This window comes from Flammeovirgaceae bacterium SG7u.111, assembly GCA_034044135.1.
Classification (GTDB): domain Bacteria; phylum Bacteroidota; class Bacteroidia; order Cytophagales; family Flammeovirgaceae.
Window position 1 is genome coordinate 4,212,706 of record CP139021.1, and the last position, 15,938, is coordinate 4,228,643.

Sequence of the window (15,938 nt, forward strand, 5' to 3'; positions counted from 1 at the left end):
AACACAATTATGCAGTTATTATTGAATATATAAAATGCTTATTTTCAGCGACAAACTCTATTTATGATTTATCGTATTGTTTTTTTGAAAAAAAATATAAATAACGTGAAGCTTTGAAAATTGAGAGCTAATTTAAAAGGTTAGAGATTATATCACGATTTGCGACAGTGATGATTTTATGGAATCAGAATGAAACCAAAAACATTATTTTCAACTCAATTTCTAATGTTTCTTGAAATGGAAAAACCTATACAAACCAAACCGTGATAATGTCTATCAATACCTCTTACATACCCAACTCCCCTTCACTCCTACTTCTTCCAAAGTTTTTTGTTGATCACTCGTTCCAGTACTTCTTCGCGATAAAGTCGACTAACAGGGATGCGATGCTTGCCAACTTCCAGCTCGTTACCTTCAAGTGAGTCCACTGCAGTGATGGCTACCAAATAGGATTTGTGTACTCGGATAAACTTAGATGAGGCAAGCTTTTCTTCTATGCTTTTGAGCGTGAACAAAGTGGTATGCTTGCCCGACCGTGTGACAATATTTACGTAATTTTGCATCCCTTCTACAAACAAGATCTCCGAGAGTTTTATCTTTTCATATTTGTACTCACATTTCACAAAAAAACAATCGTCTTCTGAGTTTTCGGGTTGGCTACTTTGAGAAGTAACCCTATAATAATCATTGGCTTTATTTGCCGCTTTGAAAAAGCGCTGGAAGGTGACGGGCTTTAGCAGATAGTCTAACACATCGAGCTGGAAACTCTCTAGCGCATAGCTTTGGTAAGCACTGATAATGATGACCATTGGTGGATTTTGTAATGTCTTCAAAAAATCGACCCCTGTCAATTTAGGCATTTGGATATCCAAAAAGATTAAGTCAGGCATGTTCCCAGCCATTTCTTTGGATGCTTCCAAAGGATGCTCGTACTTGCCCACCAAATCCAAAAACTCAATCTCTTTGATGTAATTTGCTATGCCCTCCCTAGCCAACGGCTCATCATCTATTATAATGCATTTGATCATATTAGCTACTTGCTATGTTTAACTCCAAATTGACAGAAAAAAGATTGTTTTGGCGGCATATTACCAAGGTATGTTTGTCTCCATAGAGCAAGGCCAGCCTTCTTTTCACATTTTGCAAACCTATCCCTCCAGACTTCTTTTTTACGCCCTCCCCCACTACTTCTTCTGTCGAACAGGTGTTTTCCAACTTAAAAAACAAACTTCCATTTTCTGCTTTCAAATGTAAAGAAATATACTTCTTCCCCTCTTTTCCTTCACCCAAATGTTTGAAAGCATTTTCCAAAAATGCAAGTAGGATATGGGGGGCAATTTGTACTGAACTATCCTCTTCCAGCTCAACCGTACTTTCAAAGACTACATCCTCTCCTTTTCTCAGCTTTTCAAGTTCTGTATAACTCGTAAGGTATTCCAACTCTTTGCGCAAGGGAATAAACTCTTCATTGCTTTCGTACAATTGGTAGCGCAACAATTCGGAAAACTTCGCCAAAGCTTCTGATGCCTCGTTTTGGTCTTTGTGGATGAGGAAAAAAATGGAATTGATGGTGTTGAACAGGAAATGTGGGTTGAGCTGCGCTTTCAAAAACTGAAGTTCCGTTTCTAGCTTTTCCTTTTCCAAGCGCTGATTTTGTCGGTTGGCATTTATCCACTCTTTTGCCAGTTTGATGATCATTACCAAAACAATGGTGCTAAACGAGCTGGCAAATGTGGTCTGAAAGAATATTTCATTTTCCAAATACTTCCCAAACACGCCTGGCTCGGGCAAAAATATGAGAAAATACCCCAGAATGATGAGTATCGATGAACAAGCAATGGTGAGCACAAGCGTTATTATATAAATAAAGTATTTCCCTTTTTTAAGGAATTTGGGTACGAGGTAATACACATTAAAATAGCTGCCAGTTGCATGTGCAAAAAGATACGCCAACGAAACAAGCAACCCAATGATGCTTAGCTTTTCAGCATACATTGCCGACCAAAACCCTTCATAAAGTACCCAAAAGGCTACGTGATCGAGTTTATAGCATGAAATAACGTTCGATGTTTTTTGTATAAGTGTCATGTTAACGAGCTTGATCAACCCATCCAAGATAGGTCATTTCGGTTTTAGAAACGAATGTAAAAGGTCAACTGCAGCTCCCAGTTGACCAAAGGGCGCTGGCAAGTGATATCCTGTTTTACTCATCACAAAAAAGTAATCCAATGACCTCAAATAGAGTTTTTTGCATCTAGTCAATTGCAAGGTATCGCTCGTCAAATAGAGTTTGATAATGGGGCAAAAGACGCTTTCATTGTATCGTAAATCAAATCAAAAATCGCAACAAATCCCAAACGCCATGAAAAACCTAAGTGTCATCATTGTACTAGTAATTGCTTTTGGAAGCCAAGTTTTTGCCCAAATTACAGGAGTAAAAGCCTACGAGGCTTATGTGAAAGGAGAGCCCAACAATTTCCATACATTGGTAAAAGAACTAAAGAAGAGCAAAGTAAAAACAACTGAGCAGAAGCTGGAACTGCTCAAGCTCCAATACGGCTTGCTCAACTCTACCTTTGCCAAAATGGACGAAGACCTTTTCGATGACGAGTCGGACGCAGCGGTGGACAATGCCAAAACGATTTTGGAAGCAGATAAAAACAATGCCGAAGCCAAAGCTTTGCTCGCTGGAATTTACGGGTTCAAAATAGCGTATAGCCCAATGAAAGGCATGTTTTTGGGAGGAAAAAGCAACAACTTACTCTCCGAAGCTATGCAAACTGCTCCTAATAATCCCGTTGTCCGCTTGATGAACGCTATCTCCGCTTTCAATACACCAGACATGTGGGGAGGTGACAAAAAAGTGGCAAGGGAAAATTTCTTAAAATCCATTGAGCTATTTGAAAACCAAGGTGCAAGCTTAGAAAACAACTGGCTACTGTTGCATGCAAATGCTTGGTTGGGCCAAAGTTACTCTGAAGCCAACGAAGCAAAAAAAGCGGTGGAAACCTACCAAAAAGTACTCAAAGTAGCTCCTGAGTTTGATTGGGTAAAACATGTATTGCTCCCAAGGGCTGAGAAGAAGATGTAGTTCTACTATAAATAGCCGTAATCTCTTCCTAAGAAAATACTTCTTAGGAAGAGATTTTTTTCTGCAAGAAATATCGGCTCAAGGAGGATGCAGGTTTATTGTAATTTCGGTTATATACTGTTGATGACTGGCGTCTTTAGTCAGATTAAGTACCTATCCAAAAGAAAGCAAAAATCAACAATGATATATTCAAATTTCGATTAGCTTTTTGCAAGAACAGGTTACAACGTTTTTCTTCATTGAATTTGCGGCTTGTTGCCGAAATTTATCACACAGTATTTTTATTGCATTTAATCAGATACATAGGCTGATTTTCATCGACATCCGTGATTTCAAAAAGCCCAAATTCTTCAAATTCGGTTTTGACGGACTCTTGGTCGTAGAAGAAGATTTTAGCTCCTTTATGAAATTCATACCGGTCTTTACTAATAAGTTCGCCTTTTGCAAAATTTGACGCTTCTTTGGTTATGGCAGTAAAAACCATAAACCCGTTTTCGCTCAATTGGTTGTAGCAATCTCGGATTAGCTTTTTTCTTTCTTCAATATCTAACAAATGAATTAAAGCATAACAAAAAATCCCGTCATATTTTCTATTATCAAAAGGCATTTCGGCAACAGAACCGTGATAAATGGTCATTTCAGTTCCGAAATGTCTTCTTGCAAGTTCAATGGCAGTCTTTGAAATCTCAATACCGGTGATTTTTATTCTGTTTTCAATAAAAGGTTGAGCATTTCGTCCGTATCCAATTCCTGGAATTAGAATATCGTCAATTCCCTTTTCTACAAAAAAGTCGAGTGTGAGCAAAGCTGATTGTGCAGGTTTCATTCCCCACATTTCTTTTTTATTATTAAATGCTGTTTCCCAAAATTCTGCCATAACTATACGCAAATTTTATCTTCCAAAAGTTCACATTCAATTCCTTTGTTCTTAAGCTGTTGCACAAAGGAATTTGTATCAATTATTTTGCCCTCAATTCTTAAAATGGAATGCCCACAAGGATAAGGTTCATTAAAATCTTCCAAGTCGAAATTGATTTTTAGATTTGGATGTTCGTTTTCCAAAAAGCGCAGCATTTCTTTCGAGAGAATTTCAGGTTTTATATTGGTAATAAATACTTCAACCATATTAAAAACTTTCTTGTGTAAGTTCATTATTTATCATCGCACCAGCAATGGTGCCACTCGAAACCGCAAGGGATACCGAACGCATCATAGAGCTATTATCGCCACAAGCAAAAATCCCTTCTACTGTGGTTTTTTGCATAAAATCCACTTCAATGTGTCCATGTTTTGTAAGTTTACAACCTAATTCTGTTGGTATATTAGAATTTTGTTCGAACGGAATTGAAGTATATGCGCATTCAAAAATTTTTGTGCTACCATCTTTGAAAACAATTTTTTCTAATTGCCCATTTTTGTGTTCAACAGCTAAAATTTCTTTCTCAATGATTTGAATATTGTGCTGTTTCAAACTTTCGAGTTGATTTTCTTCAAAGTCCTTTGTTCCCGAAGTGAGGATTGTAATTTCTTCGGTCAAATTATTCACTAAAGAAGCAAGGTGAAACGCCCTTTCTCCATTGGCAATTATGGCTGTTTTTTTACTTCTAATTTCGTAACCGTGGCAATAAGGACAATGTACTACTGAAATCCCCCAACATTCGGAAAAGCCTTTTATATCTGGCATTAGGTCTTTAACCCCTGCAGAAAAAACTAATTTCTTTGCCGTAAAAACATCTCTACTTGAAGTACTAATCTCAAAACCCTCCTTTATTTTCTTTCCACCAACAGCAAGTCCGTCATAAAATTTGATAGTGTCATATTCAGAAACTTGACTTTTAGCAATTTCAGAAATTTCTTTTGGTGTACTTCCGTCTTGGGTTAAAAAATTATGAGAATGTGGTGTTTGCCGATTGCAAGGCTTTCCTGCATCTATTATTAATGTCTTCCTGAGCGAACGACCCAAAGTCAGTGCTGCTGAAAGACCTGCATAACTTCCGCCTATTATTATTACTTCAAATTCTTTTTTGTCCATTTTGTTATTTTTTTGAGCAATGAGTGATAAAGGTCTTGGTAATGTAAATACCAACCCCAGCATTCCTAATAGCTTTATTATTTTTCTTCTTGTCATTACAGATTTATAATGCGACATTGTCGCAATAAATGTTTTGGCAAAGATACATTCTTTTTGTACTATTGCAATAAATTCGCAATAAGATATGAATAGAAGAAATACACCTACAAAAGAAGCTGTACTAAATTTGCTTTCAACTTCAAAAAAGGCACTAAGTCAAGACGCTATTGAAAGACAACTTGATATTAAAATAAATAGAGCTACTATATACAGGGTATTGAATAGATTTTGTGAGGACAATATCGTCCATAAAATTGTTGCGGAAGATGGCAAACAGTATTTTGCCATTTGCAAAAAATGTGAGAACTCCAAAGTAGCTCAATACCACTTTCATTTTCGTTGCTTGTCGTGTGATACGATTGAATGCCTGCAAATCCCTGTTAGGTATTCAGTTCCTAAAGGTTACGAAGTTCAAAATGCAAATTGTGTTCTGACTGGAACCTGTAATGACTGTTTGCAGGCTTAAGCTTGTTCATGTAGCTAACATGAGCTGAGAAAAAAGCAGTTATGATCCGATGCTTTAACTTCTTTCTAAGTACAGGAAAACACACCGCTGCCCAAGCTTACAGGCAACGGTGAATTCATCCAGCCTAGAAGAAATGTTTTGTCAGACCAAGGAGTTGGACTGAAGAAAGACCAATATCAAAGCTATCTATTTGTGCAATTTGATGAACTCCTTCTCCATCTAAAAAATATAAGTTTTGACTGTCTATATACTCTTATTCGTAATTCGATTTCAGAGTTAATAACCAACCTCTTAAACTACTTTTTGCCTTGTAAGCAAAAAGTTTTGAATTATATCAAAGCCCCATTTGCCCCTATAACCTGACCAGAAATCCATTTAGAATCATCACTAGCTAAAAATAAAACCACTTTTGCTATATCAGTTGGTTTTGCCAACCGGTTAAAGGCATTCATCGCACTCAGTTTATCAATTTGTTCTTGGGATTTGCCAGTTAAGAACAATTCTGTTTCAGTAGCCCCAGGAGCAATGGCGTTAACAGAAATGCCTCTCCCAATTTCTTTTGAAAACACCCTTGTCATCTGTTCTACAGCCGCTTTTGTCGCCGAATAAATAGCATAAGTGGGAAACATTAACTTCACGGTACTCGATGAAAAATTAATAATGTTTCCATTGTCTGCCAACCTGTTGTCAGCTTCCTGCAATGTATTAAAAGTACCCCTTACATTGACTTCAAATTGTTTTGTGAAGTCGTCTTGGGTGCTATCTTTTATTGTCTTTGAGATTAAGGTTCCTGCATTATTTATCAAAACATTAATTTCACCAAATGCCTCAATCCCCCGATCAAATAAATATGCCACTTCATTCTTCTTACTAACATCTGCTTTCACCTCAATGGCATTCCCTCCATTCCCAATAATTTCAGCTACCGTAACCGCTGCTTCTTTGGGACTGTTGGAATGATTAACTACTATGCTTGCACCATGTTTTGCCAAAAGTATAGCAACTTCTTTTCCTATTCCTTTTGAAGAGCCTGTAACTATGACCACTTTATTTTCTAGTGTCTTCATTTTTATCATCAGTTTATTTTAATTCAATCAGCTGGTTTTAATTCAATCAGCTGGTTTGCTACTAGTTTCAAATTTGCCTCATTGATTTCAGGTCTTGGAGCAAGTGGGTACAATTGAGCACCTGGCCTGCCTACAAATGCAGCTCGCCAGTTCGCCCATAATGCGCCTGCAATATCCCATCCGTGCGCAGCTACTAGCAGACATTCATTTGGTTTTACACCCATTTTTCTTGCTGCCCAGTCATAAGCATCCGTGTGAGGTTTAAACTTGCCTATATCTTCTACACTTAACCGCTCATCAAAATAGTCCGTCAAACCAGCATTTTTAAATTGTGTCTCTACCCCTATATTTGAGGAATTGGTAAAAGAAACTAACTTATAGCCTGCATTTCTTAAATCTTTTAATGCGCCTTTTACCTCTGAGTGAGCTGGTAAAGAACGAATAGGGCCGAGAATTGCTTCTTTAGCTTCAGTTTCTGATAATGAAATATTATGGTTCGCCGCTACCATCTGCAAAGCAGCCGATCCAATAACCCCAAAATCATTGTACTGCCGCCCCACGGTCGATACGAGCGAATATTGGAGCATTGTTGTAAACCATAAGGGCAATAAGTCACTTCTATCACCCAATGCCTTTCCTACACTGTCTTTCATGGTCGTTAAATCCAGTAAAGTTTCATTTACATCAAAGAATAATACTTTTGGTCTCATATTTTCAGTTTTAGTTGTTTTACTTTCTTTAGAAGCAGCAGTACCCATTGCCGGAAATAAAGTACCACCTAAAGCCAGAAGCGGCGTACGTTTAATAAAATCTCGTCTTTTATTTTTCATGGAAAATCGATTGTTAAAAACATTCTTATTGGTATGTTTTAAATCAAAAAATTATTTTTTGATTTGTAAGAGATACAAGGATAACCCTGAAATATATTCTTCTAAAATAGAATCAGTAGTATAAAGCTTTCTGATACCCCTAATCCCTTCAAATGCACTAATCAAATAAACGGCAACTGCTGTGCTTGAGATCTCCTTTTTAATTGAACCTTCCTTTTTTCCTCTCTCAATTAATTGGATCAAGGTCGCCTTCCATTGTTCTATAATGCCTTTCAAGGCACTTTGATAGGCTATTTCATCTCCTCCAATCTCATTAATTAAATTATTCATAGGACACCCATGTTGCTTATCATAAAAAGGAAATGCTTTCAAACGATTTATAAATACATGCTCTAATATGTGAAACGCATCTCCCTTTTCTGCCAATGGCAAAACCATTCCTTCTACAACCCTTCTTTTAACTTTTTGGCTGATAACTTCTAGGCCTAATTCTTTTTTATTTTTATAATGATGATAGAAAGCTCCCTTACTCATAGTAGTAGCTCTCATAATTTTATCGATACTTGTTGTTTTATAACCGTTCTCGTAAAACAAGTCAAATGCCTTATTTACAATAAGTTGCCTAGTGAATTCCGATTTCAAGTCTTGTTTCATACGCAAACATAATACAAAAAAATACAAGTAGTATGTTTTTGTTACATTTGCGTACTTATCTTAGGTAGAGGAGCTTCACAAAAAAAATCAGGTATCGAAAACCTTCTCTTCCTCCAAAGCTGTTAGATTTGTCGAGCGTTTATTTAGCAAGATACGCCCAATCCCCTCACCCAAACTTATCCAGTACAAAAATCTTGTAAGACTCCCCTATTGGAATTTCGTTTGACCCAATTTCTATATCGTGTTTGGTGAAGGCAGTTACCTTATCAATGTTGACAATAAAGGAGCGATGTACCCTCAAAAAGTGATTGTCCAATAGTTCTTCGAAGGAAGTTAAGCTACATTTAAACATCAGCTCATCGGAAGCAAAATGGATTTTGATGTAGTCCTTTAAGCTTTCCACATACAAGATTTCGTCAAGCTTGATCTTTATATTTTTCTTGTTGCTCTGCACGAACACATGCTCTTTCTTTTCCTTCCCCTCGGCCATTGTCTTTTTTGCACCTTCCCTAAACTTTTCGATAGCCGCAATGAACCTTTCGAATATGATGGGCTTTAGTAGATAGTCGACTGCGCTAAGCTCAAAGCCTTCCACCGCATAATTGCGGAAAGCCGTGGTGAAAACAACCTTGGGAGGATTGGAAAGGCTTTTCAAAAAATCAGTTCCTTTTAACACGGGCATTTCTATGTCCAAAAAAATGAGATCGATTTGTTCATTTTGCAAAATTTTAAGTGCATCGATGGCATTTCCACAACTAGCTACCAATTCAAAATCCTCCAAGTGGGACAAGTGGGTTTCTATCAGTTCACGGGCCAGTTCTTCGTCATCAACTATAAGGCATTTATATCGCATTTGGAACTAATTTTAATGTTACGAGGAAAGATTTGGGGCTGTCTTTTACTTCAAAAGTATGTTTGTTTGGATAAAGGATAGCAAGTTGCTTCCGAATATTTTGCAGACCAATGGCACCAGAAGGCTTTGCAGAAGCACCAGTGCTTGCCGGCTTTGTATTTTCCAATTCAAACACAATCTCATTAGCTGTTGCGCGAAGTTTTATGTCAAGCGCAGCCTGATTGGCTTCTTCTTTCACACCATGTTTAAAAGCATTTTCTACCAGTGTAAGCATGAGCAATGGGGCTATTTTGATGTTTTTCCCAATGGTGTAATCGAAGTCTACTTTTAACCGCTTGCCATAACGAACATCTTCCAGCGCAAGGTAATTATTGAGCAGGGTAATCTCACCAGTAAGTGGCACAAAAGCATCACTGCAATGGTAGAGCATGTAATCCAAAATAGCTGAAAGCTTCCCGATCACCTCAGGAGTCCTATCCGACTTCTTGAGCGAGAGCACATACAAGCTATTCAGCGTATTGAATAAAAAATGTGGGTTCAGCTGATTTTTTAAAAGGTTCAACTCCGTTGTTTTTTTCTGCTCCCTCAATGTAACCACTTCTTTTTGGTGCTTGTAGTACTGTATAGCTACCAAAATAATGGTTGGGAATATAAACCAGGTAAGGTCGTTGAGGTAGAGGTTGAAATCCACCAACTGCTCTGACAAGTCGAACTTCTTATACACACCAGGGTACCTTGGGTCGAAAATAAAATACCTCACCAAGGTGTATACAAAGAAAGTGGCGTAGATAGAAAGCAATACGCTACCAGCGAACAGCACCTTGCGCCCTTTGTTCAGTACCTTGGGTATAAGCACATACACTATAAAGTACGACAGCTGGATTTGTACGCCCATTTTCCAAGCAAATTTCTCCACCAAGCTCAACTTATCTGCATAATACACCCAGTTGGAACTTATGTAATAGAGGTACATAATTGCCCAAAAAACCAAATGGTTTAATACATTTTTATCCGACAACCAACCTCTTATTTTCATTAATATGTTCTTGCCTCTACTCATTTAGTTTCTTTTTGAAATTAGCTAAATTTCGTTCAAATGCTTCCAAGTTGTAGTCCTCTTGCTCTTTGGCAACCGACACCGCTTCAGTATAATTTTCCAAAGCCAACTCTTTAAAGCCATTTCCAGCCAGCGCTTCTGCATAGCTATCATAGGCATTGGCAGAAGTTGGAAACAATAAGGTATTGCTTTCAAAAACAGCTAAGGCTGCCATTGGCTTTTCACCTGAAAGGGTATGATAACCAAGCACATTGATATCTCTTTCCGTAAGCGCACCAGCTTTCACCAAGCTTTCTAACAAGTTAAAAACCTCCTGTTTTTTCTCAGTTGAAGCCTCTGTCCCAAAGTTATCTAGCGTAGTTTCCAGCGGGGCAAAAAGTGCTTTTTTGTAAGCTGCGGCGCTATCCATTGCCATGGCAAGTGCTTTTTCCAAGGCTTCCTCTTCGGAGGTTTCTACATCCGGAATTACACCAGTTCCTTCCCAGTTCGAGTTGGTTACAGGATTGATGCTACGGGCATACGGAACCCTCACCCTAAAGCCACCTTCTAAATTATGCCCCCTAACCGGATGAGCTCCTCCCCTAGTCACCTCACCAATAATAGTTGCCCGCTTCCGGCTCTGTAACGTATAAGAGAAATCTTCTGCGCCAGAGAAAGTCCTGCTGCTGGTAAGAACTAACACCGGCACCTTCGGTCTTTTAATCCCTTTTACGTCCAGTACCATTAGCTCTTCGGTATGGTCGGTCGCTCTGGTATAGATCTTGTTCAGCAAAAACTCCTGGTCAAAAAAGTAGCTACAGAAATACTGGACAGTCCTTATGCTCCCTCCCCCATTCTTGCGCAAATCAATAATTAAGGCATCCGCATTTTGAAACTGTTTCATGGCTTCGTCCAAGCTGGCAATACCCTCTTCCCCTCCTCCAAAAAACCGCATATCTAAATACCCGATATTTTGCTCATAATACTTTACCTCATTGATCATAGGCGTATAATACCTCGCCAGCCTCTCTACAAAAGGCTGTTGAGGTCCTTTTTCAACAGGCTGTATCCGAGGTGGAGAAACACTCACGTGCATGTCTTTCGTAATCGCCCGCATCTGTTCTGTCAGTGCAGATGCCAGTTCTTCAGGTGTTTTATACGAATCGAAAAAGCCTTCATTCAGCAACTTATCTAAGTGCTCGTTGGTCTCCTTTGCCTTGTCCAAAAAGATGTAGTGGTCTACCATCGCCGTTTTGATCCCTTTTATCAATACACTTGCGTCGGCCGACTGGGCAAAGCTAGGGGAGGCAAGGATAAGCATGCTCCATAAAACAAAGACAACCTTACCTAATGCTACCTTTTTTTGAACTAATCTTCTATTGAAATTCATAATTATAGTGTGTTATATTTTCTGTTTTTTTTAAAGCCTTAATTTTATCCCTACTCTTGAGAAGCTATTCTTCTAATTGCTTCACGCTCGCCTTTTTTAAGCTCTCGAATTCTTTGGAAACTTGAAAATAATGCTGATCTCCAAACTGAAGGAAGCCTTCCACCAAAGCAGGCTCTTGTTGGGGTATTTCACTTTGGAAAATATACATATCTCCCAGCACTATCTTTGTTTTAATAGCCGTATTCCCAAAAAAACCTGAGATAAAAAGAAAGCCAAGAAAGGCGATTAGTAAGTTTATCTTGTTCTTGTTCATCATCGTGTTACCCTTTTGGTGTAATTACTTATTCAAATCCTGATACAATAGTAAAGGAAAAGAGCATGGCACGGGGAGACCGTAGATATACAAGGCATTCCCGCAGACGAACAAGGGGTTTGGGGGTAAGAAGAAAAGGGGTAGCGCCTGAGGTTGATTGGGTAAAAAACGTATTACTACCTAGGGCTGAGGAGAAAATATAGCTGAAGGAGTTATCGGATTGAAAACGCTATGTATTGGTTGGACTGTGGGGAAGGCTAACAGCAATTTATTGAAATGGAGGTATTAATTGTTCAATTGATAAACCCTTTCAATCTCATTTCTATCAATTCTTTTTATAGCTCTCAGCAGTGTTTCGAATCGATATTTATTTATGAAATGTATTTTATAATATCTAGCTTCAGTTGGCTGTGACTTATATGTATATTTAATTGAGTATTCCTCAATTAAATCGAACAATTCACAATCATCTATCCCGATTACAATTTCTTTATTAGAGTTAGATTCTATAATAATATGTGGCTGTTCGTGTCTCACTTCTTTCATTTTCGTTAAGCTTCCTAGTTTATTAAAGAAGGAAGATTCCGTACCATATTGTAGCTAACGGTTGGTGTAAAATGCGTTTTAATGCATTTTACATAGTGTTATGTTCTTTTTATTAATTTGTTTTTACTTTGGTCTTCTATATATTTCTCTGAATTAGTATAATCAATCTTTTCATTCAACAGTTGTCGATCATAAGGCTCTTTTTCTTTGAATTCCGCTTTGCTTAACAATTGAATTATTTCCTCTTCTAAACCCGACCTTTGTTCAACTAATTCATTATTAAAGTAAATCCGACCCGGTATTTTATGTCCTTCATACCAATCCCATATTACATTTTGGACAAATTCAATCTCGAATTCCTCACCTGAAGAGTTTTGACATTTTATTGTCACAGACCCGCCATCCATCCAAGCGGATAATTCAGTAATAATTATATTAGTTTGAAGGTTAATCATTTCTATTTTAAGTCTCTTTGTTTAATCGAAACTAAATTACTTTCGGACTCTCTTAGCAGACTATCAATATTAGTTTCTATTATTTCAAAGTTCTGTTTATCTATCAGATTACTTATCCATTGTGGACGGTGTCCTTTGTCATTAAAATCACACCAAGCAATATTGATTAAATTCCAAATCTTTTGATTAACTCCTTTACTTTCAAAAGTTGGTTGAATGATTATTGCTTTAAAAATATCTTCGTCTATCCAGTCAATTCTTCGTTCTTCAAAGGTTCGGAGAGTCTCAGGATAACCTGGTCTGTCTTTCGTCAGTTTAGCACCAAGCTTAGCAGATAGCTTTTCAAGTTTTTCATCTATATTTTTAAATCTGCTCATCTGTATTTAATTGAACATAACGACCAACTAAAATGAGTATGCGTCACAGTTGCTAGAAGCACCGAAGTTTCCGTTTCGCATTGTCATATCAAAAGGCTCTGTTCGCATATTCATTTTAGTGTCTGTTGTGGAGCGTTTAGAATGATCGCACTGCCCTTACTCCGACAACACTAGGTTTCCAAAGGTTATATTGAAATCCATCAGAAAATTGCTGAGTCCATGCGCTATTTCCATCATATTCTGAAGAGGTTCGATAAATGTTGTTGAACTGTCCGATACCATTCAAGTATAAGTTTTCAAAAATCAAGTTTAATTCATCTTTCGAGGGTAAATACCAATCTTCATATCTGTTGAAAGTTAAATCAGCACAAACCTTAGCAGCACCGGTTTCGCTGCATTGATCAAGAATCGAATTTGTATTTGATTGTCCAGATCCAACGGTAGTTGAAGTTCCTGAAATAAATTTATCTCGGCATCCCCAAGCCACAGATGCTTGATCTTCTGTTGTGACTACAATGCCACTCTCTCCACTTGCATCTAAGTAGAAAATAATTCCTCCAGCATACTCTTGACCGATCACGAGTCCTTCATCAGTAGCATTAGTAGTTACTGATAATTCTTCACCATAGGTTGTCCCAACGCTATTGGTAGCATATGACCTTAAATAATAGGTTGTAGATGGTGATAAAGCATGTATAGTCTCGGCAAAATTTCCATTTGAAACATTACTTTCAATCCTTGTATCCAAATCAACAGAAGGATTAGGATTTGTATCCCAAATTAGTCCACTGTTAAAGATAGTTGTCCCACCATCTGAAAGAATTTCACCACCTGATGTGATTGAAAATTTAGTTACTTGTGATGCTGCAATTGTTGAGATTTTAGGAAAATCATGGGTAGTAAAGCTGATTTCATTTCCAAATGCTGTGCCAGCATTACTGGTTGCAAATGATCTCACGTAGTACGTTGTTCCCAATTCCAAATTTTCTAAAGTAAAAGAAAAACTGCTTTGACCACTTTCATTAACAATCTTAACATCGTCAAAATCAGGTTCTGGTTCCAAACTGTAGCAAATGCCAGATTCGATTATGGCATCACCTCCGTCACTATTGATAACCGCTTGAACTTTGGCCGTTGTTGATGATATCGAGGTTGCGCCATTAGTAGTCAAATCGGGTAGAGTGATTTCAGTTTCAAAGCTTACTTGATTACCATAAGCAATCCCTACGGAGTTAGATGCATATGATCTAAGATAGTATAATGTCCCTGGTTCTAAGCTTGTGATATTACTTTCAAATTCGCCTGTACCAGTTCCATCTTCCGTAAAAGCACTATTACTAATATTTGGGTTTTCAAATGTGTTCCAAACTACTCCTCTAGATTGAATGTCATCTCCTCCATCATGTGATATTGAGCCACCAGACTTAGCACTGTTAAAAGTGATACTAGAAATTTCTGTTGTTGTTAATTCTGGTATCGAATCATTGGTCGTAAAACTGATTTCATTTCCGTATGAAGTTCCTACACTATTTGTGGCATAAGCTCTTATATAGTAGGTAGTACCGGTGATTAATTCAGTTAGCTGACTTGTGTAGCTACCGATTCCATTGCCGTCAGAGGATTTGGTCGTAAGTTCAATCGTAGGATTTGAGTTAGTATCCCAACAAACGCCCCTTGCGGTAATCTCAGCACCTCCATCGTCCGATATTAAACCACCAGTTGTTGCCGAAGTAGCTGTTATGTTACTTATCTCTAAGGTTGCAACAATTCCTTCGGTATCTGGTGGTAGAGTTTCAAATGAAACCTCATTTCCATAAGCCGTTCCAGCACTATTTGTCGCGTAGGCTCTGATAAAATATGTAGTTCCAGCTGTTAGGTTCGTGAGTTGACTTGTAAAACTCCCACCGCCTTCTCCATCACTCGATTTGGTAGATAGATCGATTGTTGGATTTTGTGAGGTACTCCAGCAAATTCCGCGTTCGATGATCAAGCCACCACCATCATCTGAAATTAATCCACCAGAAGATGCAGAGGTTTGCATTACGTTATTGGCCCCCAATGTTGCCAGAGTAGGTAAAATAACAGGTTCCTCATCGTCATTACATGAGTTGAGTACTCCAAGAGTTAAGAACATGCAAACTGCAAATAAACTTTTTATTCTATTGTTCATGATTTTTTTCTGGGCTTATGCTCCACAACATTTGTATAAAAGGACAATTCCTTTTATTTCCATTATACTTATCCCTTTAAATATAGTGTAGAAGAGTTGGTTTTTGGGTAGGAAGCTTAAATTATTCTAAAAAAATAAGCTTTTATTCCTCAAGAGGACATTATTGGACGTTTCTTTGTCTTTCCATCCTTTCTCTTTATTGAATATACAAAAAGTCGGTTTTACAAACAAAAATAACCGTAAGGTTATACGTTAGTTAAACGTTTAATCTAACGGTTATTAAAGTCAGAACTAGTGCATTGTTTCGGCAATAGGATTACGTCTTCACAGCAGGACTAATACCTAGTTTTTCCATGTGTTTATTATGCTATTGGTATTTGGTCGTCGGCTTTCTATTCGGTAGGTAGGTCTTGGAAGACACTGTGAGTACGGGCTTGAAGAGATATTGACCAACAAATTACGCAGTAAAAGCAATACAGAACCTTTCTTTTTGCTCTTACTCCCTTCGTATGTAATGTAAGAAGTAGACTTTTGAAAAAATTCATGTGCTTTTTGTTGC

17 protein-coding genes are annotated in these 15,938 nt (G+C 37.8%); 2 read left to right on the plus strand and 15 right to left on the minus strand.

The window, feature by feature from the left end; translation table 11 throughout:
• Positions 1-311: 311 nt before the first annotated feature.
• Positions 312-1,028 (minus strand): LytTR family transcriptional regulator DNA-binding domain-containing protein, encoded by a 717-nt coding sequence (locus R9C00_16480; protein ID WPO33299.1) that lies wholly within the window; start codon positions 1,026-1,028, stop codon positions 312-314.
• 1 nt (position 1,029) lies between these two features.
• Complete coding sequence (locus tag R9C00_16485) at positions 1,030-2,088, minus strand: sensor histidine kinase (GenBank protein ID WPO33300.1); 1,059 nt, start codon at positions 2,086-2,088, stop codon at positions 1,030-1,032.
• A gap of 274 nt (positions 2,089-2,362) precedes the next feature.
• On the opposite strand from R9C00_16485, the gene R9C00_16490 reads away from it, so the two are divergent.
• Positions 2,363-3,091 (plus strand): hypothetical protein, encoded by a 729-nt coding sequence (locus tag R9C00_16490; protein WPO33301.1) that lies wholly within the window; start codon positions 2,363-2,365, stop codon positions 3,089-3,091.
• 268 nt (positions 3,092-3,359) lie between these two features.
• On the opposite strand, the gene R9C00_16495 is transcribed toward R9C00_16490, so the two are convergent.
• From R9C00_16495 to R9C00_16505, 3 genes are read right to left on the minus strand one after another with little or no spacing between them, the layout of a single operon-like run.
• Entirely contained in the window at positions 3,360-3,968 is a 609-nt protein-coding gene (locus R9C00_16495; GenBank protein WPO33302.1) for a class I SAM-dependent methyltransferase, read from the minus strand.
• A 2-nt stretch (positions 3,969-3,970) separates the two neighbouring features.
• Positions 3,971-4,216: a hypothetical protein gene (locus R9C00_16500; protein ID WPO33303.1), complete on the minus strand. Its 246-nt coding sequence runs from the start codon at positions 4,214-4,216 to the stop codon at positions 3,971-3,973.
• A 1-nt stretch (position 4,217) separates the two neighbouring features.
• Entirely contained in the window at positions 4,218-5,240 is a 1,023-nt protein-coding gene (locus tag R9C00_16505) for an NAD(P)/FAD-dependent oxidoreductase (GenBank protein ID WPO33304.1), read from the minus strand.
• Positions 5,241-5,307: 67 nt separating this feature from the next.
• Between R9C00_16505 and R9C00_16510 the strand changes: the two genes are divergently transcribed.
• Complete coding sequence (locus R9C00_16510; protein WPO33305.1) at positions 5,308-5,688, plus strand: transcriptional repressor; 381 nt, start codon at positions 5,308-5,310, stop codon at positions 5,686-5,688.
• Positions 5,689-6,017: 329 nt separating this feature from the next.
• Here R9C00_16510 and R9C00_16515 read toward each other — a convergent pair whose 3' ends face one another.
• The 10 genes from R9C00_16515 to R9C00_16560 all read right to left on the minus strand — a co-directional run bounded on the left by R9C00_16515 (position 6,018) and on the right by R9C00_16560 (position 15,379).
• The gene (locus R9C00_16515) at positions 6,018-6,755 is read right to left on the minus strand and encodes an SDR family oxidoreductase (GenBank protein WPO33306.1); all 738 of its coding nucleotides are present in this window, start codon (positions 6,753-6,755) and stop codon (positions 6,018-6,020) included.
• A gap of 23 nt (positions 6,756-6,778) precedes the next feature.
• A complete protein-coding gene (locus tag R9C00_16520; GenBank protein WPO33307.1) occupies positions 6,779-7,585 on the minus strand; it encodes a haloacid dehalogenase type II in 807 nt (268 codons plus the stop codon).
• Positions 7,586-7,636: 51 nt separating this feature from the next.
• Positions 7,637-8,239 (minus strand): TetR/AcrR family transcriptional regulator, encoded by a 603-nt coding sequence (locus R9C00_16525; GenBank protein WPO33308.1) that lies wholly within the window; start codon positions 8,237-8,239, stop codon positions 7,637-7,639.
• Between the two features lie 166 nt (positions 8,240-8,405).
• Positions 8,406-9,092: a response regulator transcription factor gene (locus R9C00_16530; GenBank protein WPO33309.1), complete on the minus strand. Its 687-nt coding sequence runs from the start codon at positions 9,090-9,092 to the stop codon at positions 8,406-8,408.
• Positions 9,082-10,152 (minus strand): histidine kinase, encoded by a 1,071-nt coding sequence (locus R9C00_16535; protein WPO33310.1) that lies wholly within the window; start codon positions 10,150-10,152, stop codon positions 9,082-9,084. Before R9C00_16535 ends, R9C00_16530 begins: the two co-directional genes overlap by 11 nt.
• Positions 10,145-11,518, minus strand: coding sequence for a S41 family peptidase (locus tag R9C00_16540; GenBank protein ID WPO33311.1), 1,374 nt, complete (start codon positions 11,516-11,518; stop codon positions 10,145-10,147). Before R9C00_16540 ends, R9C00_16535 begins: the two co-directional genes overlap by 8 nt.
• Positions 11,519-11,582: 64 nt before the next feature.
• Positions 11,583-11,834, minus strand: a complete 252-nt coding sequence (locus R9C00_16545) for a hypothetical protein (GenBank protein ID WPO33312.1) — start codon at positions 11,832-11,834, stop codon at positions 11,583-11,585.
• Positions 11,835-12,475: 641 nt separating this feature from the next.
• Positions 12,476-12,832, minus strand: coding sequence for a hypothetical protein (locus R9C00_16550; protein WPO33313.1), 357 nt, complete (start codon positions 12,830-12,832; stop codon positions 12,476-12,478).
• A 2-nt stretch (positions 12,833-12,834) separates the two neighbouring features.
• The gene (locus tag R9C00_16555; GenBank protein ID WPO33314.1) at positions 12,835-13,209 is read right to left on the minus strand and encodes a hypothetical protein; all 375 of its coding nucleotides are present in this window, start codon (positions 13,207-13,209) and stop codon (positions 12,835-12,837) included.
• 136 nt (positions 13,210-13,345) lie between these two features.
• The gene (locus tag R9C00_16560) at positions 13,346-15,379 is read right to left on the minus strand and encodes a hypothetical protein (protein WPO33315.1); all 2,034 of its coding nucleotides are present in this window, start codon (positions 15,377-15,379) and stop codon (positions 13,346-13,348) included.
• Positions 15,380-15,938: the final 559 nt, after the last annotated feature.